The sequence below is a fragment of the Variovorax sp. GW823-FHT04F07 genome (assembly GCF_058795995.1).
In genome coordinates, this window is sequence record NZ_JBXAIG010000006.1 from 42,997 (window position 1) to 63,360 (window position 20,364).

At 69.7% G+C, this 20,364-nt stretch carries 25 protein-coding genes; 13 read left to right on the forward strand and 12 right to left on the reverse strand.

All coding sequences use genetic code 11. From position 1 onward, the window contains the following. Positions 1-69: 69 nt before the first annotated feature. Positions 70-717, forward strand: a complete 648-nt coding sequence (locus AC1RAA_RS24350; RefSeq protein ID WP_492727870.1) for a glutathione S-transferase — start codon at positions 70-72, stop codon at positions 715-717. Here AC1RAA_RS24350 and AC1RAA_RS24355 read toward each other — a convergent pair whose 3' ends face one another. Further along, entirely contained in the window at positions 718-3,111 is a 2,394-nt protein-coding gene (locus tag AC1RAA_RS24355) for a PepSY domain-containing protein (RefSeq protein WP_492727872.1), read from the reverse strand. Positions 3,112-3,166: 55 nt separating this feature from the next. After that, positions 3,167-5,287, reverse strand: coding sequence for a TonB-dependent siderophore receptor (locus tag AC1RAA_RS24360; protein ID WP_492727874.1), 2,121 nt, complete (start codon positions 5,285-5,287; stop codon positions 3,167-3,169). A gap of 219 nt (positions 5,288-5,506) precedes the next feature. Here AC1RAA_RS24360 and AC1RAA_RS24365 point away from each other — a divergent pair, with 219 nt between their 5' ends. The 3 genes from AC1RAA_RS24365 (at position 5,507) to AC1RAA_RS24375 (ending at position 6,840) form a co-directional block, all read left to right on the forward strand. After that, a complete protein-coding gene (locus AC1RAA_RS24365; protein WP_492727876.1) occupies positions 5,507-5,824 on the forward strand; it encodes a hypothetical protein in 318 nt (105 codons plus the stop codon). Positions 5,825-5,986: 162 nt separating this feature from the next. Then, a complete protein-coding gene (locus AC1RAA_RS24370) occupies positions 5,987-6,532 on the forward strand; it encodes a hypothetical protein (protein ID WP_492696514.1) in 546 nt (181 codons plus the stop codon). Then, positions 6,529-6,840, forward strand: coding sequence for a hypothetical protein (locus tag AC1RAA_RS24375; protein WP_354343670.1), 312 nt, complete (start codon positions 6,529-6,531; stop codon positions 6,838-6,840). Before AC1RAA_RS24370 ends, AC1RAA_RS24375 begins: the two co-directional genes overlap by 4 nt. Positions 6,841-6,855: 15 nt before the next feature. Here AC1RAA_RS24375 and AC1RAA_RS24380 read toward each other — a convergent pair whose 3' ends face one another. Then, positions 6,856-7,758 carry a LysR family transcriptional regulator gene (locus tag AC1RAA_RS24380; RefSeq protein WP_492727878.1) on the reverse strand — a complete coding sequence of 301 codons (903 nt, stop codon included), beginning with the start codon at positions 7,756-7,758 and terminating at the stop codon, positions 6,856-6,858. Between the two features lie 128 nt (positions 7,759-7,886). Here AC1RAA_RS24380 and AC1RAA_RS24385 point away from each other — a divergent pair, with 128 nt between their 5' ends. Further along, entirely contained in the window at positions 7,887-9,218 is a 1,332-nt protein-coding gene (locus AC1RAA_RS24385; RefSeq protein WP_492727880.1) for an MFS transporter, read from the forward strand. A 46-nt stretch (positions 9,219-9,264) separates the two neighbouring features. After that, entirely contained in the window at positions 9,265-10,368 is a 1,104-nt protein-coding gene (locus AC1RAA_RS24390) for a M14 family metallopeptidase (RefSeq protein ID WP_492727882.1), read from the forward strand. A gap of 16 nt (positions 10,369-10,384) precedes the next feature. Here the strand turns inward: AC1RAA_RS24390 and AC1RAA_RS24395 are convergent, their stop codons facing one another. Next, positions 10,385-11,182, reverse strand: coding sequence for an enoyl-CoA hydratase/isomerase family protein (locus AC1RAA_RS24395; RefSeq protein ID WP_492727884.1), 798 nt, complete (start codon positions 11,180-11,182; stop codon positions 10,385-10,387). A 77-nt stretch (positions 11,183-11,259) separates the two neighbouring features. Beyond that, entirely contained in the window at positions 11,260-11,694 is a 435-nt protein-coding gene (locus tag AC1RAA_RS24400; RefSeq protein ID WP_235926431.1) for a hypothetical protein, read from the reverse strand. A gap of 136 nt (positions 11,695-11,830) precedes the next feature. Between AC1RAA_RS24400 and AC1RAA_RS24405 the strand changes: the two genes are divergently transcribed. Further along, the gene (locus AC1RAA_RS24405; protein ID WP_062477590.1) at positions 11,831-12,046 is read left to right on the forward strand and encodes a hypothetical protein; all 216 of its coding nucleotides are present in this window, start codon (positions 11,831-11,833) and stop codon (positions 12,044-12,046) included. 26 nt (positions 12,047-12,072) lie between these two features. Here AC1RAA_RS24405 and AC1RAA_RS24410 read toward each other — a convergent pair whose 3' ends face one another. Both AC1RAA_RS24410 and AC1RAA_RS24415 read right to left on the reverse strand, forming a co-directional pair. Next, a complete protein-coding gene (locus tag AC1RAA_RS24410) occupies positions 12,073-12,990 on the reverse strand; it encodes a DUF808 domain-containing protein (RefSeq protein ID WP_492727886.1) in 918 nt (305 codons plus the stop codon). 90 nt (positions 12,991-13,080) lie between these two features. After that, positions 13,081-13,599: a GNAT family N-acetyltransferase gene (locus AC1RAA_RS24415; RefSeq protein ID WP_062477596.1), complete on the reverse strand. Its 519-nt coding sequence runs from the start codon at positions 13,597-13,599 to the stop codon at positions 13,081-13,083. Between the two features lie 86 nt (positions 13,600-13,685). On the opposite strand from AC1RAA_RS24415, the gene AC1RAA_RS24420 reads away from it, so the two are divergent. Genes AC1RAA_RS24420 through AC1RAA_RS24430 form a run of 3 tightly spaced genes read left to right on the forward strand, consistent with a single transcriptional unit; the run spans position 13,686 to position 14,408 of the window. Further along, positions 13,686-13,832, forward strand: a complete 147-nt coding sequence (locus AC1RAA_RS24420; protein ID WP_167395057.1) for a hypothetical protein — start codon at positions 13,686-13,688, stop codon at positions 13,830-13,832. A 4-nt stretch (positions 13,833-13,836) separates the two neighbouring features. Continuing rightward, positions 13,837-14,127, forward strand: coding sequence for a VF530 family protein (locus tag AC1RAA_RS24425; protein ID WP_062477599.1), 291 nt, complete (start codon positions 13,837-13,839; stop codon positions 14,125-14,127). Continuing rightward, the gene (locus AC1RAA_RS24430) at positions 14,124-14,408 is read left to right on the forward strand and encodes a 2Fe-2S iron-sulfur cluster-binding protein (RefSeq protein ID WP_307696131.1); all 285 of its coding nucleotides are present in this window, start codon (positions 14,124-14,126) and stop codon (positions 14,406-14,408) included. Before AC1RAA_RS24425 ends, AC1RAA_RS24430 begins: the two co-directional genes overlap by 4 nt. A gap of 3 nt (positions 14,409-14,411) precedes the next feature. Here AC1RAA_RS24430 and AC1RAA_RS24435 read toward each other — a convergent pair whose 3' ends face one another. Next, positions 14,412-15,608, reverse strand: coding sequence for an MFS transporter (locus tag AC1RAA_RS24435; RefSeq protein WP_369632800.1), 1,197 nt, complete (start codon positions 15,606-15,608; stop codon positions 14,412-14,414). A 125-nt stretch (positions 15,609-15,733) separates the two neighbouring features. Here AC1RAA_RS24435 and AC1RAA_RS24440 point away from each other — a divergent pair, with 125 nt between their 5' ends. Further along, positions 15,734-16,405: an RluA family pseudouridine synthase gene (locus tag AC1RAA_RS24440; RefSeq protein ID WP_354343682.1), complete on the forward strand. Its 672-nt coding sequence runs from the start codon at positions 15,734-15,736 to the stop codon at positions 16,403-16,405. On the opposite strand, the gene AC1RAA_RS24445 is transcribed toward AC1RAA_RS24440, so the two are convergent. From AC1RAA_RS24445 to AC1RAA_RS24460, 4 genes are all read right to left on the reverse strand, one after another. Next, positions 16,392-16,832, reverse strand: coding sequence for a universal stress protein (locus tag AC1RAA_RS24445; RefSeq protein ID WP_056579296.1), 441 nt, complete (start codon positions 16,830-16,832; stop codon positions 16,392-16,394). The genes AC1RAA_RS24440 and AC1RAA_RS24445 overlap by 14 nt on opposite strands. A 130-nt stretch (positions 16,833-16,962) precedes the next feature. Beyond that, complete coding sequence (locus AC1RAA_RS24450; protein WP_492727889.1) at positions 16,963-17,712, reverse strand: 2OG-Fe dioxygenase family protein; 750 nt, start codon at positions 17,710-17,712, stop codon at positions 16,963-16,965. Beyond that, complete coding sequence (locus tag AC1RAA_RS24455) at positions 17,709-17,993, reverse strand: DUF427 domain-containing protein (protein ID WP_056579293.1); 285 nt, start codon at positions 17,991-17,993, stop codon at positions 17,709-17,711. The genes AC1RAA_RS24450 and AC1RAA_RS24455 overlap by 4 nt, the downstream gene beginning before the upstream one ends. Before the next feature lie 139 nt (positions 17,994-18,132). Further along, positions 18,133-19,059: a LysR family transcriptional regulator gene (locus AC1RAA_RS24460; RefSeq protein WP_070062541.1), complete on the reverse strand. Its 927-nt coding sequence runs from the start codon at positions 19,057-19,059 to the stop codon at positions 18,133-18,135. 234 nt (positions 19,060-19,293) lie between these two features. Between AC1RAA_RS24460 and AC1RAA_RS24465 the strand changes: the two genes are divergently transcribed. Next, positions 19,294-20,064: a 5-oxoprolinase subunit PxpA gene (locus AC1RAA_RS24465; RefSeq protein WP_492727891.1), complete on the forward strand. Its 771-nt coding sequence runs from the start codon at positions 19,294-19,296 to the stop codon at positions 20,062-20,064. A gap of 45 nt (positions 20,065-20,109) precedes the next feature. Next, entirely contained in the window at positions 20,110-20,358 is a 249-nt protein-coding gene (locus AC1RAA_RS24470) for an acetyl-CoA carboxylase (RefSeq protein ID WP_489058263.1), read from the forward strand. Positions 20,359-20,364 lie beyond the last annotated feature (6 nt).

The window sequence follows — 20,364 nt, forward strand, 5'->3', positions numbered from 1 at the left end:
CCGCCGCCGCGCGACCCGGCGGGCACGGGCCGACAATCGGCCGGCTCCGCTTGTCCACCTGTCGTTCGCATGCCCGATTCCGCCCTCCCCGTGCTCTATTCGTTTCGCCGCTGCCCCTATGCGATGCGGGCCCGGCTCGCGCTGGTGGCGAGCGAACAGCACTGCGAACTGCGCGAGGTCGAGCTCAAGCGCAAGCCCGCCGAGATGCTCGCGGCCTCGCCCAAGGGCACGGTGCCCGTGCTGGTGCTCGACGGCGGCGCGACGGTGCTGGAGCAGAGCCTGGACGTGATGCTGTGGGCGCTGCGCCGCCACGACCCGCTGCGCTGGCTGGCGCCGGAGCGCGGCACGCTCGAACTGATCGCCGCCTGCGATAACGATTTCAAGCCGCTGCTCGATCGCTACAAGTACCCGGCGCGTTATCCCGCGTCGGAAGGCTCGGCGCGCGACGAGGGCGCGCGTTTCCTGCAAGGGCTTGAAGACCGGCTCGCGATGTCAGTGCAACTGGCCGGCGCGCATGCCACGCTGGCCGATGCGGCGCTCATGCCCTTCGTTCGGCAGTTCGCGATGGTCGATATGGCCTGGTTCGACACGCAGCCCTGGCCGCGCCTGCAGGCCTGGCTGGCAGGCTGGACCGGGTCAGATCTGTTCACGCGCGTCATGCACAAGTACGTACCCTGGCAGGCGGGCGAACCGGGCGTGAGCTTTCCGCCCGTTTGATCAGTAGACGTCGCGGCGGTAGCGGCCCTCAGCGATGAGCGCGTCCATGCCGCTCTCGCCCAGCACCTCGGTGAGCGCCGCATCCACGCCCGGCGCCATGCCTTCGAGGCTGCCGCAGACGAAGACGATCGCGCCCTCTTCGTCCACCCACTGCTTGAGCACTTCGGCGGCACCGCGCAGGCGGTCCTGTACGTACACGCGCTGCGCCTGATCGCGCGAGTAGACGAAGTCGGCGCGCGCCACGAGACCGCCGGCCTGCCATGCCGCGACCTCGTCCGCGCCGAAGCCGTCGTGCGCCGCCTGCCGCTCGCCGAACACCAGCCAGTTGCGGCCATGCCCGCGGCGCGCACGCTCGCGCAGCAGCGCGCGCAGGCCCGCAAAGCCCGAGCCGTTGCCGATGAAGATGCAAGGCCGCGCATCGTCGGGCAGCGCGAAGCCCGGGTTGGCGACGAGGCGCAGCGCGAGTTCCGCGCCCATCGGCGCGCCGACCGTGAGCCAGCCCGAGGCCACGCCCAGCCCGTTGTCATGCCGCGCCTGCCGCACCAGCAGCTGGATGGCGCCATCGGACGGAATCGACGCGACCGAGTAGCTGCGCGGCGCGGGCGCCGGGGCGCCGTCGTCGTGCATCTGGCGCGGCACGATCTCGACCAGTGCGCCGGGCGTCCAGTTCATCGTGCCGCCATCGACGCGCCGCAGCTCGATCTCGAACAGCGGATCGCCCTGGCTGCCCGCATTGAGCAGGTGCCGGCCGTCGAGCCGCCAGGCTTCGAAAGCCGGCGCGGTCGACACAGGCCACGCGGCATCGCGCACCCCGAAGGTGTCGCGCAGCGCATCGTGCCAACGCGCGAGCGCTGCCGGGTCTTCGCCGTCCACCTCGATCATGGGGAATAGCGGCTGCGCGCCCTGGTTGTGCAGGTCGTGGTCGAGCTTGCGGCCGAAGCCGCAGAAGGTCGCGTAGTGGCGGTCGCCCAGCGCGAGCAGGCCGTAGCGCAGATGGCGCAGACCCGGGCCGCCTTGCCGCGCGAATGCACGGGCAAAGGCACGCGCGCTGTCGGGCGGCTCGCCCTCGCCGAAGCTGCTCGCCACCCACAGCACCTGCCGGAAATGCAGCAGCGCATCGGCGCTCAGTGACGACACAGGCCGCACCACCGCCGCGACACCGGCGGCCTGCAGCGCGCCGGCCGTCTGCAGCGCGAGGCGCTCGGCATGGCCGGTCTGGCTCGCGAAGGCGACCAGCACCTGGCCCGCATCGCCCGCCGTGGCGGGCACGGCGGCCGCATCGAGCCGCGCGCGCTCGGCGCGCACGGCCTTCGCGGTGCGGCGGCGGCCGAGGTACATCATCCAGCCGCTGATCGCGAACAGCGCGAGCCCCAGGCTCGTGAGCATCATCACGATGCGCCCCGGCAGGCCCCAGTAGGTGCCCATGTGCAGCGGGTAGATGCTGTTCACGAAGCGGCCCAGGGGCGGCTTGTCGGCATAGCGTTCGTGGCGCAGCGTCTCGCCGGTCGCGGCCTGCAGGTACAGGCGGTTGCGCGCGCGCTCGTGCTCGGCATGCATGCGCAGGTAGACGGCCTCCACCTGTGTGCCGTTGCGCGCGGGCAGCCGCAGCGTCACCTGGGTCCAGTCGCCGCCCGTGGTGTCGACGAAGGCCTGCCAGACGCGCGCCAGGTCGAGCGTCACCGGGGCATCGGCCGGCGCGCGTTCGGCGCGCACCACGCGGCCCTCGCCGACCGCGCCGTCGACCGCCTTGCGCAAGCCGTCGAAGGCCCAGTACATGCCGGTGGTGGTCGACACCACGTAGGCCAGCAGCGCGACGGTGCCGACCACCGCATGCAGGTTCCACAGGAAGGCACGGCCGCGCAGCGCGAAGTCGATGCGCAGCCACTGGCGCCACGCGAAGGGCCGGCGTGGCCAGCGCAGGTACAGGCCCGACAGCGCCAGCAGCAGCAACAGGCCGGACAGCGAGCCGGTGATGGGCTTGCCGTCGTCGCGCGGCAGCAGCAGCCAGCGGTGCAGCTCCTCGACGAACTCGAAGAAGTGCTCGCCCACCGGATCGGGCAGCAGCGCGCCGGTGGCGGGATCGGCGAAGCGCGTCTCGCCGCGCCGCTCACCGGGCGGCGGTGCGAACCCGATGCGCGCGGGGCGCCCGGGCTCGGTCGACACGGCGACGGTCGCGATGCGCCGCCCGGGCATCTCGGCCTGCACGCGCGCAACGAGCGCAGGCGGTGCCAGTGCGGGCGCGGCCGAGGCCGCGGGGATCGGGTTCAGCAGGTCGGTGATCTCGGCGCGGAACGACAGCGTCGCCCCGCTCAGGCCGATGACGACCAGCACGCTGCCCGCCGTGATGCCGATGAACCAATGGATCTGGAACCAGACGCGACGCAGCAAAGCCATGAAAAACAGAAGAAAACGGGAAACAGGAAGCCCCGCCAAGGCGGGGCGCGCGGGTTCAAAGATCGATCTTGACCAGGGCCTTGATCGTACGCGGCGTGCCCACCGCCAGCCGGGTGCCGGCCGCCGACCAGTAGCGCTTGTCGCCCACGTTGTCGACGTTCAGCTGGAAGGTGGTGCGCCTGCCCATGAGCTGCGCCACGTAGCGCGCGCCCAGGCCGAAGACGGTGGTGCCGCCGATGAAGCCCTGGTTCAGGTCGTCGACGGGACGGCGCCCCGTGAAGTACGCGCCGCCGTTGACCGACAGCCCCGGCACCGCCGCGATGTCGTACGACAGGAAGGCGCTCGCCGTGGTGCGCGCCGTGTTCTCGGGCCGCTTGCCGTCGTACTGCGCGTTGATGCGGCGGAATTCGGCATCGAGCCACTGGCCCGAGAGCTGCCACGCCAGCGCGGGCGTGAGCCGCCCCTGCGCCGACACCTCGAGACCGCGATAACGCTGGCGCCCGCTGGCCACGAAGGTGTTGGCGCTGTCGGTGTAGGCGCCAGGCCGTTCGATGTCGAACAGCGCGCCCGACAGCAGCGTGCCGCCGCCGGTCAGCCAGCGCAGGCCGATTTCCCTCTGCCGGCTCACGCCCGGCGGCATGCGGGTGTTCTGGTTGGCGGTGCCGGCCGGCGCCACCTCGCCCTCTTCCACGCCCTGCGAGTACGACACGTAGGCCATGAGGTCGGGCGTGAACTTGTAGCTCAGCGCCGCCAGCGGCGTGGTCTTGCGCACGCTGTAGTCCAGGGCCGGCAGCGTGGCGCTCGCGCCCTGCCAGCTCTGGTAGCGCGTGTGGCGCAGGCCGGCCACCAGCTGCCACTGCGGCGAGAAGGTGATGCGGTCGAGCGCGTACAGGCCCAGCTCCTCGCTGTCCTGCGCGCCCGAGGTGGGCCGCGACGGCATCGCGCTCAGCGCCAGCGCGCCGATGGGCACGGGGTTGTACAGGTTCTGCAGCGTGGTCGCACCGCCGTAGTTGCGCTGGAACACGGGCGCCTGCGTCTTGTCGCTGCGCGCCGCGCCGAGGGTCAGCTCGTGCTGCAGCGCGCCGGTGGCGAAGGTGCCGAACAGCTCGGCGCGCAGCAGGTCCGAACGCTGCTCGAGATGCTGCACATTGCCCGTGAGACGGCCCAGGCCGGTGCGCACGTTGTAGGTGCCGAACTGCGCCAGGCGCCGGTCGCGCTCGGCCTCGGAATGGCCGGCCTCCACGCTGAGCGCCCAGTGGTCGCTCAAGGCGTAGTCGGCACGCAGCTGCGTGTTGGTGACCTCGGCTTCGAACACGGCCCAGGGCGGCGCCAGCAACTTGTGCGGATCGGGCAGCGCCGGCAGCGCGATGACGCCGTTCACGGCCGCAAGCCGCGCGATGCCGGCCTGCTCGGTGATGCGCTTGCGGTAGTGCTCGATGTCGGCCTTCAGCGTGAGCCGCCGGTTCACGCGCCAGTCGAGCGCGGCCGAGACGAAGCTGCGCTTGCCGTCCACGCCATCGATGGTCGAGCCCAACTGGCCGCCCGCCGCGTTCAGGCGCACGCCGAACTGGTCGTTCTCGCCGAACTGGCGGCCGATGTCGACCTGGCCCTGCAGCCCGCCCTGGTTGTCGACGCTCATCCCGAGCGAGGTGACGGGCGTGCGGCCTGCACGCTTGGTGACGAAGTTGATCACCCCCGCCGGCGTGGTGAAGCCGTAGTACAGCGCCGACGCGCCCTTGAGCACCTCGACGCGCTCCTTGTTCTCCATCGGAATTTCCGACACGTTGGGGATTGCGAGCGCGCCGTTGAGCCGGTAGTTGGTGCGGTTCTCCACGGCAATGCCGCGGATGACAAGCTGGTCGAAGGTGTCGCCACCGTTCTGCTGGCGCGTCACGCCGGCCGTGTTGCGCAGCACGTCGTACACGCCCGCCGCGCCCTGCAGCTCGATCACCTCGCGCGTCACGGTGTTGACCGTGGCCGGCACGTCCATCACGGACGCGCCCCGGAACGTGCCCGCCTCGACCGTCTCGGCCAGGAAGCCGTTGGCGCGCGAGGCCTCGACGTTGACGGTGCTCAGCTCGCTTGCCCGCGATTCGGGAGCAGCGGACGCAGGCACGGATTGCGCCTGCGCTGCCTGCACGGCGGCGAGCGCAAGGCTCACACAAACTCTCTTCATTCAGATCCCTTGGATGTTCTGGCGGCGCGCCTCCCGGCGGCCTGGTGACACTTCCGGCGTGCGGAAGCGGGAGGGATTATGAATGAGAGGAGTTCTCATTTGACAACAGTTGCCAGACCCTGCCGATAGGATCGGACGCCAGAGCGTTCGATGTCGAAACGCCATCAAGGAGGAATTCATGACTGCCAGTGAAACATCGACCAGGCGGGAGGCCCTGCGATGAAGACGGCCGGACGCCTGGCGCTCGGCGTGCTCGCCTGGGTCACCGTGGTCCCGCTGCTGGGACTTCTGTGCATGTGGCTGGGCCCGTCGGTCCTTGACTCGCCCGAAGCCTCGCGCGTCACCATGTATGCGGTCCAGGCCATCAACCTCGGCGCGGCCGCGCTGCTCTACTGGTATGCCGTGCCGAGCGTGCCGCACTGGGGCCGACGCGTGGCCTACTTCGTCGCCTTCGTGGTGCTGATGGTGGTCGCCAGCGCCCTCGTGGCCTTCGGCGTCAAACTGCTTTTCGTGGCGCTGGTGTTGTTCTCGCGTTGAGTTGGGGCCATGGCGACTTGGCCCGGTGGCGCTTCCGGTGCGCGGAAGCGGCAGAGATCCCGGATGAGCGGGCGCCTCATTTGACAACAGTGTTTTGGCGCTCGCGCCCCTAGCATCGCCTCCAGAGCGTTCCATTTCGAAACGCCAATCAGGGAGGAATTCATGAACACCAATGAAAACTCGGTGGGGCGTGCGCAGCACTCGACACCGACGTTCACGCTGTACGGCCGGGTGGCGGCCGGTCCTGCCGGGCTTGTGGGGACCCCTTATCCCAGCCTGCACATCTCGCTGGTCATCGATGACGCCTATTCGGGCCTCACGGTGATCGATGGTCAACCGACGATGGGCGAAGCGGGATTGCACAACGTGTTGCGGATCCGAACCAACATCTATGCCAACACGCTGCCCACCGATGTCGTCGTCAAGATTCCGCTTGCGCCGCCCGGTGGCATGAGCCCCGAGGCGTTCGCGCGCACGCTGATGAGGCGCGCCACGGATTTTTCGAGCTACGTGTCCCCCTACAGCTTCCCCGCACGCTTGCGAGGCGACCGAATGAACCCCGGCGAATACAACAGCAGTTCGTACCTCGCCGCACTGCTGCGCAGCGTGATGGGCTCGGTCCCCGATCTCGGGGTGTCCGGCTATCAGGCGCCCGGCTGGGAAAGCCCGATGCCTCTTCACTTCTTCAAGGGCGAGGCCATCCGATGAAGGCGGCGGGGCGGCTCGCGCTCGGCGTGCTCGCCTGGGCCGCCTTGATCCCGCTTGCGGGAGTTATCGGCATGTGGCTGGACCGGTCGGTCTTTCACTCTGCCGGGGCCACGCGCGTCATCGCCCATGCAATCGAGGGCATGCTGATCCTCGCAGCCGCGCTGGTCTACTGGCGCTGCGTACCGAGCGCGCCGAACTGGGGACGGCGCGTGATCTATCTCGTCGGCTTCGCGCTGCTGCTGACCGGCATTGGCTACGTGGTCCTCGGCGCGACCGTTGCCCTTGTGGTGCTGCTGTTCGGGCTTTGAGCCGCCCCGCCTCCGCTACCCCTTCATCGCCGCCACCGACGCCCGCTGAATGCACTCGATGAAGTGCTGCGCCGCCGGCGTCGACGGTTGCCCGCGCCGGCGCACCACGCACACGTTCAGCACCGGCAGCGTCTCGTGCACGTCGACGCGCCGGATGCCGTGGCGCTTGAAGCTGAGCCCTGCGAGCGGCTCGACGAAGAGGCCGATCAGATCCATGTGCCCCACCAGCGCCAGCGCTACGGTGACCGAGTGGCCCTGCAGCACGCGCGTGGGCGGCGACAGCCCGAGCGGGGTGAACAGCGGCGCCACGGCGTTGGTTCCGCCGTGGTCGTCGCCCGGCAGGACCCATTCGGCGGCATAAAGGTCGTTCAGCGAGCGCGCATTGCGCAGCGGATGGCGCTCGCGCAGGCCGACCACCAGCTGCACCGGGAACAGCTCCAGCGCCTCGAACTGCGGATCGAGTGTGCCGGGCACGATGTGCGCCACCGCGAAGTCGAGATACCCGTCGCGCAGCCGCGCGAGCATCCACGGCAGCACGGCCTCGCTGAACTGCACATCGACCGCCGGCAGGCGCGTGTGGAAGTCCTTGAAGGCGGCGGGCAGCACGGTGAGCGCGAACGAGGCGCTCACGGCCAGCGAGACGGAGCCGGTGGCACCGTCGCGGATCTGCGCGATCTCGTCGCGGGCGCGTTCCATGTCGGCCAGCAGCAGCCGCGCGCGCGGCGCGAAGGCCAGGCCGAACTGGGTGAGCCGCACGCCTTTCACACTGCGCTCCACCAACGGCGCGCCGACCTCGCGCTCCAGCTCGCGCACGATCTTGGTCACGGCCGGCTGCGAAATGCCGAGCACGCGCGCGGCAGCGCGGATGCTGAGCTGCTCGACCACGGCCACGAAGGCATGCAACTGATTGGGTTTCATCTTTGGAGTGACAACCAAAAGTTATCGTTAACGCCCAATTATTGTCTTTTCATGACAGCGGCGAGTCTCTAGCATCCGCCGCGGTTCGGGCCCACGCGGCCTGCGCCCCCGATACACACAGGAGACACATGAACACCCCCGCTTCCCAGCCCTCGTCCACCTCGCCCTCGTCGCCGGCCCGCCGGCGCCAGACCATCGTGGCCACCACCATCGGCAACGGACTGGAATTCTTCGACTTCACCGTCTACGGCTTTCTCGCGCTGGTGATCGGCAAGCTGTTCTTCCCCACCTTCAGTTCCTACGGCCAGCTGCTGCTGACGGTGGCGAGCTTCGGCGTCGGTTTCATCATGCGGCCGCTGGGCGGCATCGTGATCGGCGCGTACGCCGACCGCGCGGGCCGCAAGAAGGCGATGACGCTCACGATCTTTTTGATGGCGCTGGGCTGCGCGCTGATCGCGTTCACGCCGACCTACGCGAGCATCGGCGTCGCGGCGCCGATCGTGATCGTGCTGGCGCGCCTGATCCAGGGCTTCTCGGCCGGCGGCGAGGTGGGCGCATCCACCACGCTGCTGGTGGAGCACGCCACGCCCGCGAACCGCGGCTACATGGCGAGCTGGCAGTTCGCGAGTCAGGGCCTGGGCGTGCTGATGGGTGCCGTGGTGGTCGGCGTGCTGACCGTCTCGCTGTCCGCCGAAGCCATGCAGAGCTGGGGCTGGCGCGTGCCGTTCGTGCTCGGCATGCTGATCGCGCCGGTGGGCATGTACATCCGTCGCCACCTCGAAGAATCGCTGCACATCTCGCCGGAAGACGCCAAGGCGCCGCGCGAGAGCAGCCTGAAGATCGTCTGCACGCAGCACGGCAGGACGGTGCTGGCCGCCATCCTCGCGCTGGTGGGCGGCACCACGGCGGCCTACGTGGTCACCTTCTACATGCCGACCTACGCGGTGCGCGAGCTCGGCCTCACGCCCTCGGTGGCGCTGTTCGGCGCGGCGCTCACGGGCCTGCTGTCGTTCGCGCTCGCGCCCTTCGTGGGCAAGTGGTCGGACATCGTGGGCCGCAAGACGCTCATCCTGTGGAGCCGCATCGTGATGGCGATCCTGATCTACCCGGGTTTTCTGTGGCTCAACGCCTCGCCCACGCCCGTGGTGCTGTTCACCGTGCTCGGCGTGCTGAGCATCGGCCTGGTGGTGCAGACGGTGCCGGGCATCACGATGCTGCCGGAGATGTTTCCCAAGCGCGTGCGCGCGAGCGGCATGTCGCTGGTCTACAGCGTCGGCGTGGCGCTCTTCGGCGGCTTCGCGCCCTTCGTCAGTACCTGGCTGGTCAACGCCACCGGCAGCAAGCTGGCGCCGGCCTGGTACCTGGTGGGGATGACGCTGGTGTCGCTGCTGGGCCTGCTCTGGCTGCGCGACCACACGGGCCGCGACATCGATGCGGCCCACGCCCACGCGCCGGCCTGATACCGTCTTCCTCCTTCCCGCCTTCATGCACAGGAATCTTCCCGCCATGTCTCAGCCTGCCACCGCCGCCACCCGCCATTTCTCGGGCACGTACGTCGAAGCCCGCGCCAAGTTCCTCGAGGCCGCCGCCGCGCGCGGCGCGACCCTCGAGTCGTTCGTGCACCCCACGCACCGCGGCGCGCTCGGCGAAGAACTCGCCACCGACGTCGCGCTGATCGGCGCGGCCGACGCCAGAAAGGTGCTGCTCGTCACCTCGGGCACGCACGGCCCCGAGGGCTTCTGCGGCTCGGGCGCGCAGGTGGCCACGCTGAACGACGCCGACCTGCTCGCGCGCCTGGAGCGCGCGGGCGTCGCGCTGCTGCTGGTGCATGCGGTGAACCCGCACGGCTTCTCGCACCTGCACCGCACCAACGAAGACAACATCGACCTGAACCGCAACCACATCGACTTCAGCGCGCCGCTGCCGGTGAACGCCGAGTACGCCGACGTGGAGCCGCTGGTGCTGCCCGCCAGCTGGCCGCCGACGCCCGCCGACGACGCGGCGGTGGCCGCCTACATCGCCACGCACGGCATGACCGCCTTCCGCGCGGCCGTCACGCGCGGCCAGTACACCTCGCCCGACGGCCTGTTCTACGGCGGCACCGCGCCGTCGTGGAGCAACCGCACCATCCGCGCGATCCTGCGCGGCTATGCGGCCTCGGCCACGCACCTGGGCTGGATCGACGTGCACACGGGCCTGGGCCCCTACGGCCACGGTGAAAAGATCTACCCGGGCCGCAACACGCCCGAAGACCTCGCGCTGGCCCATGCCTGGTGGGGCGCCGACGTGTTCGCGCCCTTCGCGGGCGACTCGGCCTCGGCCGACGTGTCGGGCCCGGTGATCTCGACCGCCTACGACGAATGCCCGAACGCGCGCGTCGCGCCCATGGGCCTGGAGTTCGGCACGCTGCCCGACCTGGAAGTGCTCGACCGCCTGCGCGCCGACACCTGGCTGCGCCGCCACCCCGAGGCACCCGAATCGCAGAAGCGCGAGATCCGCCGCCGCCTGCGCGACGCGTTCTACTGCGACAACGACGAGTGGAAGGGCATGGTGCTGGGCCAGACGCGCGTCGTGCTGCTGCAAACCTTGCAAGGGCTGAGCAAGGCCTGACCCGGCGGAGGTCGGCTCAGCCGAAGTTCGGCGCGCGCTTCTCGCGCAGCGAGGCCACGCCCTCGCGCACGTCGGCGCCCGCGAAGCCCATGAACTCCAGCGCCAGCGAGGCGTCGAAGGTCGGCCCCGCCTGGCGCAGCCAGTTGTTCAGCGCGTACTTGGTGAAGCGGATCGCGCTCTGGCTGCCGGCCGCGAGGCGGTCGGCGATCTCGTAGGCGCGCGGCAGCAGGCCGGCCTCGTCCACCGCCAGCGACACCAGGCCGATGCGCTCGGCCTCCTCGCCGCTCACCGGCTCGCACAGCAGCAGGTGGTACTTGGCCTTGGCCATGCCGCACAAGAGCGGCCACACGATGGCCGCATGGTCGCCCGCCGCCACGCCCAGGCGGGTGTGACCGTCGACGATCTTCGCGTTCTTCGTGGCGATGGAGATGTCGGCCAGCAGCCCCGCCACCAGCCCCGCGCCCACGGCCGGGCCGTGCATGGCGCTCACGATGGGCTTGTCGCAGTTGATGATGTTGTAGACCAGGTCGCGCGCTTCCTTCCACACGCGCTGGCGCACGGTGTCGTCGGTGGTCATGTCCTGCACCATGCCCAGGTCGCCGCCGCCCGAGAAGCCCATGCCCTCGCCGCGCAGCACGGCGCAGCGCACCGTGTCGTCGGCCGCCACGTCGCGCCAGATCTCGGCCAGCTCGCGGTGGCCGTCATGGCCGGCCGTGGGCAGCTTGCCGTTGGTGGCGCGCATCTGGATGTCGAGCACCGCGCCGTTCGCGCCGCGGCGCGTGAGGGCGAGGGTCTGGTAGCGGGTGTAGTCCATGCGTGTGTCTCCGCCCCGCACGCACGGCCATGGCGCGGGGACTTCGTTCGATGAAGGAGAGAAGAAAGGCCGGAGGCCTATTTTTGCGCGGCCAGCTCGCGGCAGCGCTTCACGTTCGCATCGAAACGCGGCGCCAGGCCCGGCTCGCAGGCATCGTCGGCGGGGTTCAGCCTGCACATGCCGACCACCGCGTAGTCCATGACGGCCGCCGTGCACATCGGGTATGCGGCCAGCTCGGGATTGGCCTTGGCCTTGAAGCCCCAGCGCTCGGAAAACTGCACCATGCGCGTCATCGCGCCGAGGAAGAAGCTGCGGTCCTTCGCGGCAATGGCCGCTTCCATGCGCGGCAGCTCCTCGTTGAGGTAGCCGACCGAGTCCATCGGAAAACCGGCGGGGTCGGGCTGCGGCTGCGCGAAGGCCGTGGCGGCCATCACGGCCAGCGAGGCGCCCACGCAGGCGCGTCGCAACGGAAGGAAGAAGGCGGAACCGGTGGGCAGGTGGCGGTATGGCATGGCCTGCGATTCTGCAACGTTTGGAAGCATTTTTGCGCGCCGAGCGATGCGCGCACGCGACGTTTTCAGGCGGCTGCCGGCCTCTCCGCGCGGCGCGGGACAATGGCCGCTTCCGTTTTCCCTTGCAAAGACCCCCATGGCCCGACGCCCCCAACGACAGCTGCGCACCATCGAGCGCGGCATCCTCTGCCTCCTGATCGGCGTCGCCGTGCTGCTGGGGCCGCGCTTCCTGCAGGGCACGCGCTGGTTCGAGATGGTGGCCGGTGCGTACCTCGTCGGCTGGTTCGCGCTCGCGCTGGGGGTGGCGCTGGTCGGCGTCGGCCTGTTCCAGCGCGGCAAGCCGGACCGCTGAGGCCCGGCCGCAAGGTCAACAGGCGCTCAGTGCGCCGCCGCCTTCTTGCCGCGCAGCTTGCCGACGAGTTCCACCACGGCCAGCACGATGGCGCCGGCCACGATGCCCACGACGGCATTGACGCCCATCGAGCCCAGCGTGCCGAACACGCCGCCCGTGGCCTTGGCCCAGTCTTCGACCGCATGGCCGAACGCCGGCACGCCGTGCACCAGGATGCCGCCACCCACGAGGAACATGGCGGCCGTGCCGGCCACCGACAGGCCCTTCATGAGCCACGGCGCTGCCGCCAGGATGCCGCGACCCAGGCTGCGCGCCGCCGCGCTGCTGCGCTGGCTCAGGTACAGGCCCGCGTCGTCCAGCTTCACGATGCCGGCCACGAGGCCGTAGACGCCGATCGTCATGATCAGCGCGATGCCGACCAGCACGCTGAGCTGCGTCGTGAACGGCTGGCCCTGCACGGTGCCCAGCGTGATGGCGATGATTTCGGCGGAGAGGATGAAGTCGGTGCGCACCGCGCCCTTGATCTTGTCCTTCTCGACCGCGACCACGTCGACCGTGGTGTCGGCCACGGCCTTCTGGTGGCGCGCGGTGTCGGCCTCGTGCTCCTTTTTGTGCAGGAACTTGTGGACCAGCTTCTCGGCGCCCTCGAAGCACAGGAACGCACCGCCCACCATGAGCAGCGGCGTCACCAGCCAGGGCAGCCAGGTGCCGATGGCCAGCGCGGCCGGCACCAGGATCGCCTTGTTGACGAGGGAGCCCTTGCACACGGCCCACACCACCGGCAGCTCGCGCTCGGTGCGCACGCCGGTGACCTGCTGCGCGTTCAGCGCGAGGTCGTCGCCGAGCACCCCGGCGGTCTTCTTGGCAGCAACTTTGGTGAGGACGGAGACGTCATCGAGCACGGTGGCGATGTCGTCGAGCAGCAGGAGCAGGCTGGTGGCCATGGGCGAAAGTCAGGCTGTGGAAGAAGCGGCGAGCTTATCCGCAGCCGATGGCCGCGCCGGTGAAGACCGTACGCGGCATCCGGGGGTGGGTCAGTCCACCGCCCGCTTCAGGCGGATTTCTTCGACGCGGACGGTGCCCAGTGCGGTGGTCTTGGCGGTCTTCATCTCGCGCTTGAAGCCGGCGAGTTCGTGGAAGCGCATGGCGCGGTCGTTGCGCAGCGGCACCCAGATGGTGACCGTGGTGCAGCCTTCTTCGGCCAGGCCTTCGCGGGCGGCGTCCCACAGGGCCACGCCGGCGCCCTTGCCCCAGTGCTCGGGCTTGACGTAGATGGCCCAGATCTCGCCCGTGGTGGGCGGCGTCTTGGGGTCGCGCGAGCGGTCGAAGCCCACGAAACCGACGATCTCGCTGCCGTGCGTCACCACATGGACCTGGGGTTCGCTGAATTCGATGGCCTCGCGCCACTTGGCCTCGCGCGAGGCGGGGGCCAGCACGCGCAGGTCGTCTTCGGACAGGATGCCTTCGTAGGCGGCCTTGGCAGAGAGGGCATGGACTTCGGCGACGGCCTTGGCGTCGCGCATCGTGGCGGGGCGAACTTCGTAATCGGACATGAAAGCGGAAAAACGTGTGGAACCGGCTATTGTCGCCGCACCGCTAAACTCCTCCGGCATCCGCACGTATCAACTGGAGAAAGCACATGGCCAAGGGTCAGCAACGCACCAACAAGGAAGCGAAGAAACCGAAGAAGGACACCTCGCCGCCGAAGGCCCCCACCGGCGGCATCGAGCCCGTGCGCACCGTCACCACGGCGGTGATTCCGCGCGGCAAGCTCAAGAACAAGTGACCGAGTGACCGACGTCCCCGCGCCCGCCCCCAAGCCGGCGCAGCCGCGCAACCCGTTGCATGGCCTCACGCTGGAGGCCATCGTCACTGCGCTGGCCGACTACTACGGCTGGGAGCAGCTGGGGCACCTGGTGCCGATCCGCTGCTTCATCAGCGAGCCCAGCGTGGGTTCGAGCCTCAAGTTCCTGCGCAAGACGCCCTGGGCGCGCGACAAGGTCGAGAGCCTGTACCTCTTCATGCTGCGCGAGCAACGCCGCGAACAGCAGCAACAGCAGCAAGAACCTCCCGCGCGATGAAGGTCCGTCTCGAACCGTCGGGCCTCGAATTCGAGGCCGAGGCGGGCGTCACGCTGCTGCATGCGGCGGAGGCGGCCGGCATCGAGCTGCCCAGTTCGTGCCGCAACGGCACCTGCCGCACCTGCATCTGCCAGCGCCTGTCGGGCGAGAGCCGCCACCTCATCGAATGGCCGGGCCTGAGCTTCGACGAAAAGATCGACGGCTGGATTCTTCCGTGCGTGGCCGTGGCGCAGAGCGACCTCACGCTCGACGTGCCGCAGGCGCGCGCCCTCTTCGACTGACGATCAGGGCCGCGCTGAAGCCGGCGCCGCCACCACCAGCCGGTCGCGCTGCGCCAGCGACGGGAACAGGCGGAACCACGTCAGCGCCACCAGCATCGTCCCCACGCCGCCGAGCACCACCGAGCCGACCGGCCCCAGCAGCGCCGCCGTGGCGCCCGATTCGAACTCGCCGAGCTGGTTGCTCGCACCGATGAAGATCGAGTTGACCGCGCTCACCCGCCCGCGCATGGCGTCGGGCGTTTCCAGCTGCACCAGCGTCTGGCGGATCACGACGTTGACCATGTCGGCACCGCCCGACACCGCGAGCGCGATGAGCGAGACGAGAAAGCTCTTCGACAAGCCGAACACCACCATGCACAGCCCGAACGCCCCCACGGCCAGCAGCAGCGTGCGCCCCACGTTGCGCTCGACCGGCCGGCGCGTGAGCGCGATCGACATCACCAACGCGCCCACCGCCGGTGCGCTGCGCAGCAGGCCCAGGCCCCAGGGGCCGGTGTGCAGGATGTCCTTGGCATAGATCGGCAGCAGCGCCACGGCGCCGCCCAGCAGCACGGCGAACAGGTCGAGCGACACGGCGCCCAGCACCGGCTTGCGCTTCCAGATGAAATTGACGCCCGCGAACACCGTGGCCAGCGTGACCGGCTCGCGCGCGGCCGGGGCGTGGTCGTAGCGCAGCCGCAGCACCAGCACGCAGGCCACCGCGAAGCACAGCACGCTCGCGCCGTACACCACCGCCATGCCCGCCACGAACAGCAGCCCGCCGAGCGCCGGCCCGCCGATGATCGCGCCCTGCATGCCGGCCGAGCTGAACGCCATCGCGCGCGACAGCAGCAGCGGCGGCACCAGCAGCGGCGTGAGCGCCTGCTGCGCCGGCATCTGGAAGGCGCGCACCGCGCCCAGCACCAGCGACAGCCCGAGCAGCAGCCCGCGCGTGTCGTTCTTGTGCAGCACCGCGAACAGCAGCGCCAGCGCCACCGTGCCCTGCACCGCGAAGCACACCGCCACGATGCGGCCCCGGTGGTGCCGGTCCACCACATGGCCGGCCAGCAGCGCGAGCAGCAGCGCGGGCACGAACTGGTACAGGCCGACCAGCCCCAGGTCCCACGCGCTGCCCGTCAGCTCGTACATGTGCCAGCCGATGGCCACGAGCATCATCTGCGAGGCGGCGGTGCCGAACAGGCGCGCCACCCACAGCTGCATGAAGGGGCGCTCGCGCCTCAGGTCGGTGAACGTGGGAGACAAGGGAGGAGCGGCGCCGGGCATATCGGTCGAGGATAGCCCAGCCTTCTTCCGGCTTTCTGAGCCTCTCTACACTCGCTGTCCCCATGACCGCTTCGCCGCCCGACCTGCTCCCCGTTCACGAAGACGCCCACCTGCTGGTGCTCGACAAGCCCGCCGGCCTGCTGTGCGTGCCCGGGCGCGGCGAGGACAAGCAGGACTGCCTGAGCGCGCGCGCCCAGCGCCAGTGGCCCGACGCGCTCATCGTGCACCGGCTCGACATGGGCACCAGCGGCCTCGTGGTGATGGCGCGCGGCCTGGAGATGCAACGCGCCCTGAGCGCGGCCTTCGCCGACCGCGAGGTGCACAAGCGCTACGAAGCCATCGTCGACGGTGTGATGCCGCAGCGCGATGACTGGTCGCTCATCGACGCCCCGCTGATGGCCGACTGGCCGCGCCGGCCGCTGCAGAAGATCGATCCGGCCGGCAAGCCCAGCCTCACGCGCTGGCGCGCGCTGGCCAGCGTGTCGCCGCCGGGCGGCCCTGCGGCCACGCATGTGCTGCTGGAGCCGCTCACCGGCCGTTCACACCAGCTGCGCGTTCACCTGCTGTCGATCGGGCACCCGATTTTGGGCGACGCGCTGTACGGCGACGCCGCGCTGCAGGCACGCGCGCCGCGCCTGCTGCTGCATGCCAGGGAGTTGGGGTTCGTGCATCCCGCGACGCGGGAGCCGTTGCACTTCGAACGTGCGGCGGGCTTCGTGCTCAGCGGCCCTTGACGACGAGCACCGGCATGGTGGCGTCCTGCAGCACGCGCTGCGTCACGCTGCCCAGCAGCAGTTTCTCGATGCCGCTGCGGCCGTGCGAACCCATCACGATCAGGTCGGCCGCGATGGCGATGGCGGTGTCCACGATGCCTTCGTGCACCACGTGGCCGTCGATCACGCGCTGGTCGCTGTGCAGGCCTTCGGCCGCCAGGGCGGCCACGCCGCGTGCCAGCGCCGCGTTGGCGCTGGCGGTGGCCGCCGCGAGGTATTCGTTCTGGCCGAGCGCATAGTCCGCGCCCACGCCGATGAAGGGGTAGTTGTCGATCACGTGGATCAGCGTGATGCGGCTGCCGAAGGCCAGGGCGAGACCGCTGGCCTTGCTGACCGCGAGCATGGAAGTTTCGGAGCCGTCGATGGGGACCAGGATGTGATTGAACATGGCGGGACCTCGCTTAGCGTTCGCAGACAGACAGACTGACGGACCCGGTTCGCACCGGGTCGGGCCCCGAATTTAACCGCTATGCAGAACCCGCCCTGTAGGACTCCGACCAGCGAAGCCCGCAGGCATCTCAATCCCCCTGGAAACCCTCGGACCGGCAGGTGACAACGAGCGTGTCGCGCCAGCCATCGCCGCCCTCTTCCAGCGGCTGGATCGGCGTCGATTCGTGGATCACGCGCGCGTCGTCCAGCAGCAGCAGCGTCCACGGTTCGGTCATGGTGAAGCGCTCGCCGCGCCGGCCGTTGGCCTCGAACACGCGCGTCTCGCCGCCCTTGATGCCCTGGCGCCCGATCAGCACCACCGCCACCAGGTCGACACCGTCGCGGTGCGCGCCTTCGGGCGTCGGGCGGCCGATGCCGCCGGCGGTGTCGATGCGGAACTGGTGCGCTTCCACGAACCAGCGCTGCGGTGCGCCGCGCATGTCGCTGCTCACCTGGCCCAGCTGCCGCATCAGCCGCTGCCACACGGGCTGCGCCACCGTGGCGTCGAGCATCGGCGCAAACCAGCGCTGCATGCCGCCGTGCAGCGCGTTGTATTCGACCGGCTGCCAGTGCGCGCGGTGCGGCACCTGCGCCAGCGTGGCGTCGGCCTCGACCGTGAAGCAGGCGTGGCGCCGCGTGCGGTAGCGCCCGCCGTCCTTCAGGTACTCGTCGGGCGGCAGGTCGTTCCAGTCGGCGTGCAGCGCTTCGAGCTGCGCCAGCGGCACGCCGAGCCAGTCGCACACGCCCTGCGGGCTCAGCACCGCGTAGCCGTGCTCGCGCAGCGCACCGGCCAGTTCGGCCGGCGGCGTGAACGGGGGAGCGAAGGCGGCGGTGCTCACTGGGCGCTGACCTTCACGTCCTTCCAGAACGCGACGCGGTCACGGATTTCCTCGGCTTCGGGCTTCGGGTCGGGGTAGTACCAGGCGGCGTCGGCATGGAGCTCGCCGTTGACCAGCAGCGAGTAGTAGTTCGCCGAGCCCTTCCACGGGCAGGTGGTCTTGTGGTTGCTGAAGGTGACCACGTCGCGGTTGAGCGAACTCATCGGGAAGTAGTGGTTGCCTTCGACGAGCACGGTGTCGTCGCTTTCGGCGATGGTGACGCCGTTCCAGGTTGCTTTCATGGGATCGATCTCCGGGGAGGTGCAAGGTGCCGATGCCGCATTGCGCGCTCGGGACAGCGGCTATTGTGACGCTGGCGCGACGTGCTTTCCTTGCGCCGGGTCATCCCGGCCCGATGCCGGCAGGGTTTCCCCCGCAACCTCAGCCGCGACCGCGCCCCGTGCGCCCCGACGCCGGCTCGAGAAACAGCTGCCGGAAATAGTTGCGGAACGCCGTCATCGCCGGCGAAAACTCCACGCCCTGTTTCCACCCCAGGCCGATGTTCATCGTGGGCACCGCGTCGCGCAGGTTGATGGTCTCGATGCGCTTGCCCTCCAGCGACCACGGGCGGTAGACCATGTCCGACAGCACCGTCACGCCCAGCCCGTTGGCCACCGTGCTGCGCACCGCCTCCACCGAACTCGTGCGCAGCCGGATCTGCGGTTGGTGCGGCGTCTTGCTCCAGTACTTGAGCGCGGTGGCCGCGGCCTCGTCCACGGTGAGCATGATGTAAGGCTCGGCCGCCACGTCGGCCAGCGTCACCTCGGCCTTGTCCAGCAGCGGGTGCTTGGCCGGTACCCACAGCCGACGCTGCGAACCGAAGAAGGTTTCGAGCGACAGCTCGCGCAGCACCACGTTCGACGTGAGCACCACGCCGATGTCGTAGCGCTGCGTGATCAGGCCCTCCTCGATGGCCTCGCGCGCCACCTCGTGCACCTTCACCGTCACCTGCGGATGCAGCTGTTCGAAGCGCTGCAGGTGGTGCGGCAGGAAGTAGCCCAGCACCGTGTAGCTGGCCGCGATGGTGAGCGAGCCCTCGACGTTCTCGCCCTCGTGCGGCATGCGCACCGCCTCGTCGGCCGCCGACAGCACCGCGTAGGCATGGCTCAGGAAGCGACGCCCGGCCTTGGTGAGTTCCACGCCGTGCGGGTGCCGCTCGAAGAGCTGCTGCCCCATCAGCTCCTCGAGCTCGCGGATGGCGGTGGTCACGGCCGACTGCGAGATATTGAGCTGCAGCGCCGCGTGCGAGATGCGCCCCACCTCGGCCACCGCAGAGAAGTACTTGAGCTGGCGAAGGGTCAGGGACATGGCGCTGTCTTCCTAGGGTATTTACGGATACGCGCTGCACGCCTCGGGCGAAAACCCGATACCGCGCGATCGCTTCCCTCCAGCGTAGCGCCCATTCCAGCGGCTTGCAGCATCTGTTTTTCAGATACCGGGCCGCCTGAAAACAATGCTTTTCGGCCTTTCGACCGCTGGCTAACCTTCGCGCCAACCTGCATCGCCCCCTTGGCGATGCGCACCACACAAAGGCGGGACGACGTGACGAAGACAACGCGGATCGATCTGAATTCCGACATGGGCGAAGGCTTCGGCCCCTGGACCATCGGCGACGGCGTGGACGAGCAGCTCATGCCGCTGATCAGCTCGGCCAACATCGCGACCGGCTTCCATGCCGGCGACCCGAACATCATGCGCAGGATGGTGCTGCTGGCCCGCGAACACGGCGTGGGCATCGGCGCGCACCCGGGCTTTCGCGACCTCGTGGGCTTCGGGCGCCGCCACATCACCGCGCCGGCCGACGAGCTGGTGAACGACATGGTCTACCAGCTCGGCGCGCTGCGCGAGTTCGCACGTCTGGCCGGCATGACGCTGCAGCACATCAAGCCGCACGGCGCGCTGTACATGCATGCGGCGCGCGACGAGGCGCTGTCGCGCGCCCTCGTCACCGCGCTGCAGCAGATCGAACCCACGCTGCGCCTGTTCTGCATGGAATCGTCCGTCACCTTCCAGGTGGCGCGCGAGCTGGGCCAGCCGGTGGTGCGCGAGTTCTATGCCGACCGCGATTACGACCTGAGCGGCTCCATCGTCTTCACGCGCCGCGTCGGCGCGCTCGACCCCGAGGCCGTGGCCGCCAAGGTGCTGCGTGCCTGCACCGAGGGCGTGGTGCGCACGGTCGAAGGCGAAGACGTCGCGATCGGCTTCGACTCGGTCTGCATCCACAGCGACACGCCCGGCGCGCTCGCGCTGGTGCAGGCCACGCGCCGCGCGCTGGCCGACCACGGCATCGAAGTTGCGGGCCTGGCGGCCTGAGCTTTCTCTTTCTTGTTTCCCCGATCTTGTTCCAGGAGTGCCCCGATGCCCGCTACCCATGACGTCCTGAGCCCGCTGCCGGGCACCTTCTACCGCCGCTCGGCGCCCGACGCGCCGCCGTTCAAGGCCGAAGGCGACACCGTGGCCGTGGGCGACGTGCTCGGCCTGGTCGAGGTGATGAAGCAGTTCAGCGAAGTCACGGCCGACGCGGCGGGGCGCCTGGCGCGCTTCGCCGTCGAGAACGGCGAGCCGGTCGATCCGGGCCAGCTGCTGGCCGTCATCGAAACGGCCTGAGGCAAC

Bases quoted from the DNA above. Each gene is read 5' to 3' on its own strand.
- AC1RAA_RS24350 (WP_492727870.1), top strand. From the start codon at position 70: ATGCCCGATTCCGCCCTCCCCGTGCTCTATTCGTTTCGCCGCTGCCCC.
- AC1RAA_RS24355 (WP_492727872.1), bottom strand. From the start codon at position 3,111: ATGGCTTTGCTGCGTCGCGTCTGGTTCCAGATCCATTGGTTCATCGGC.
- AC1RAA_RS24360 (WP_492727874.1), bottom strand. From the start codon at position 5,287: ATGAAGAGAGTTTGTGTGAGCCTTGCGCTCGCCGCCGTGCAGGCAGCG.
- AC1RAA_RS24365 (WP_492727876.1), top strand. From the start codon at position 5,507: ATGAAGACGGCCGGACGCCTGGCGCTCGGCGTGCTCGCCTGGGTCACC.
- AC1RAA_RS24370 (WP_492696514.1), top strand. From the start codon at position 5,987: ATGAACACCAATGAAAACTCGGTGGGGCGTGCGCAGCACTCGACACCG.
- AC1RAA_RS24375 (WP_354343670.1), top strand. From the start codon at position 6,529: ATGAAGGCGGCGGGGCGGCTCGCGCTCGGCGTGCTCGCCTGGGCCGCC.
- AC1RAA_RS24380 (WP_492727878.1), bottom strand. From the start codon at position 7,758: ATGAAACCCAATCAGTTGCATGCCTTCGTGGCCGTGGTCGAGCAGCTC.
- AC1RAA_RS24385 (WP_492727880.1), top strand. From the start codon at position 7,887: ATGAACACCCCCGCTTCCCAGCCCTCGTCCACCTCGCCCTCGTCGCCG.
- AC1RAA_RS24390 (WP_492727882.1), top strand. From the start codon at position 9,265: ATGTCTCAGCCTGCCACCGCCGCCACCCGCCATTTCTCGGGCACGTAC.
- AC1RAA_RS24395 (WP_492727884.1), bottom strand. From the start codon at position 11,182: ATGGACTACACCCGCTACCAGACCCTCGCCCTCACGCGCCGCGGCGCG.
- AC1RAA_RS24400 (WP_235926431.1), bottom strand. From the start codon at position 11,694: ATGCCATACCGCCACCTGCCCACCGGTTCCGCCTTCTTCCTTCCGTTG.
- AC1RAA_RS24405 (WP_062477590.1), top strand. From the start codon at position 11,831: ATGGCCCGACGCCCCCAACGACAGCTGCGCACCATCGAGCGCGGCATC.
- AC1RAA_RS24410 (WP_492727886.1), bottom strand. From the start codon at position 12,990: ATGGCCACCAGCCTGCTCCTGCTGCTCGACGACATCGCCACCGTGCTC.
- AC1RAA_RS24415 (WP_062477596.1), bottom strand. From the start codon at position 13,599: ATGTCCGATTACGAAGTTCGCCCCGCCACGATGCGCGACGCCAAGGCC.
- AC1RAA_RS24420 (WP_167395057.1), top strand. From the start codon at position 13,686: ATGGCCAAGGGTCAGCAACGCACCAACAAGGAAGCGAAGAAACCGAAG.
- AC1RAA_RS24430 (WP_307696131.1), top strand. From the start codon at position 14,124: ATGAAGGTCCGTCTCGAACCGTCGGGCCTCGAATTCGAGGCCGAGGCG.
- AC1RAA_RS24435 (WP_369632800.1), bottom strand. From the start codon at position 15,608: ATGCAGCTGTGGGTGGCGCGCCTGTTCGGCACCGCCGCCTCGCAGATG.
- AC1RAA_RS24440 (WP_354343682.1), top strand. From the start codon at position 15,734: ATGACCGCTTCGCCGCCCGACCTGCTCCCCGTTCACGAAGACGCCCAC.
- AC1RAA_RS24445 (WP_056579296.1), bottom strand. From the start codon at position 16,832: ATGTTCAATCACATCCTGGTCCCCATCGACGGCTCCGAAACTTCCATG.
- AC1RAA_RS24455 (WP_056579293.1), bottom strand. From the start codon at position 17,993: ATGAAAGCAACCTGGAACGGCGTCACCATCGCCGAAAGCGACGACACC.
- AC1RAA_RS24460 (WP_070062541.1), bottom strand. From the start codon at position 19,059: ATGTCCCTGACCCTTCGCCAGCTCAAGTACTTCTCTGCGGTGGCCGAG.
- AC1RAA_RS24470 (WP_489058263.1), top strand. From the start codon at position 20,110: ATGCCCGCTACCCATGACGTCCTGAGCCCGCTGCCGGGCACCTTCTAC.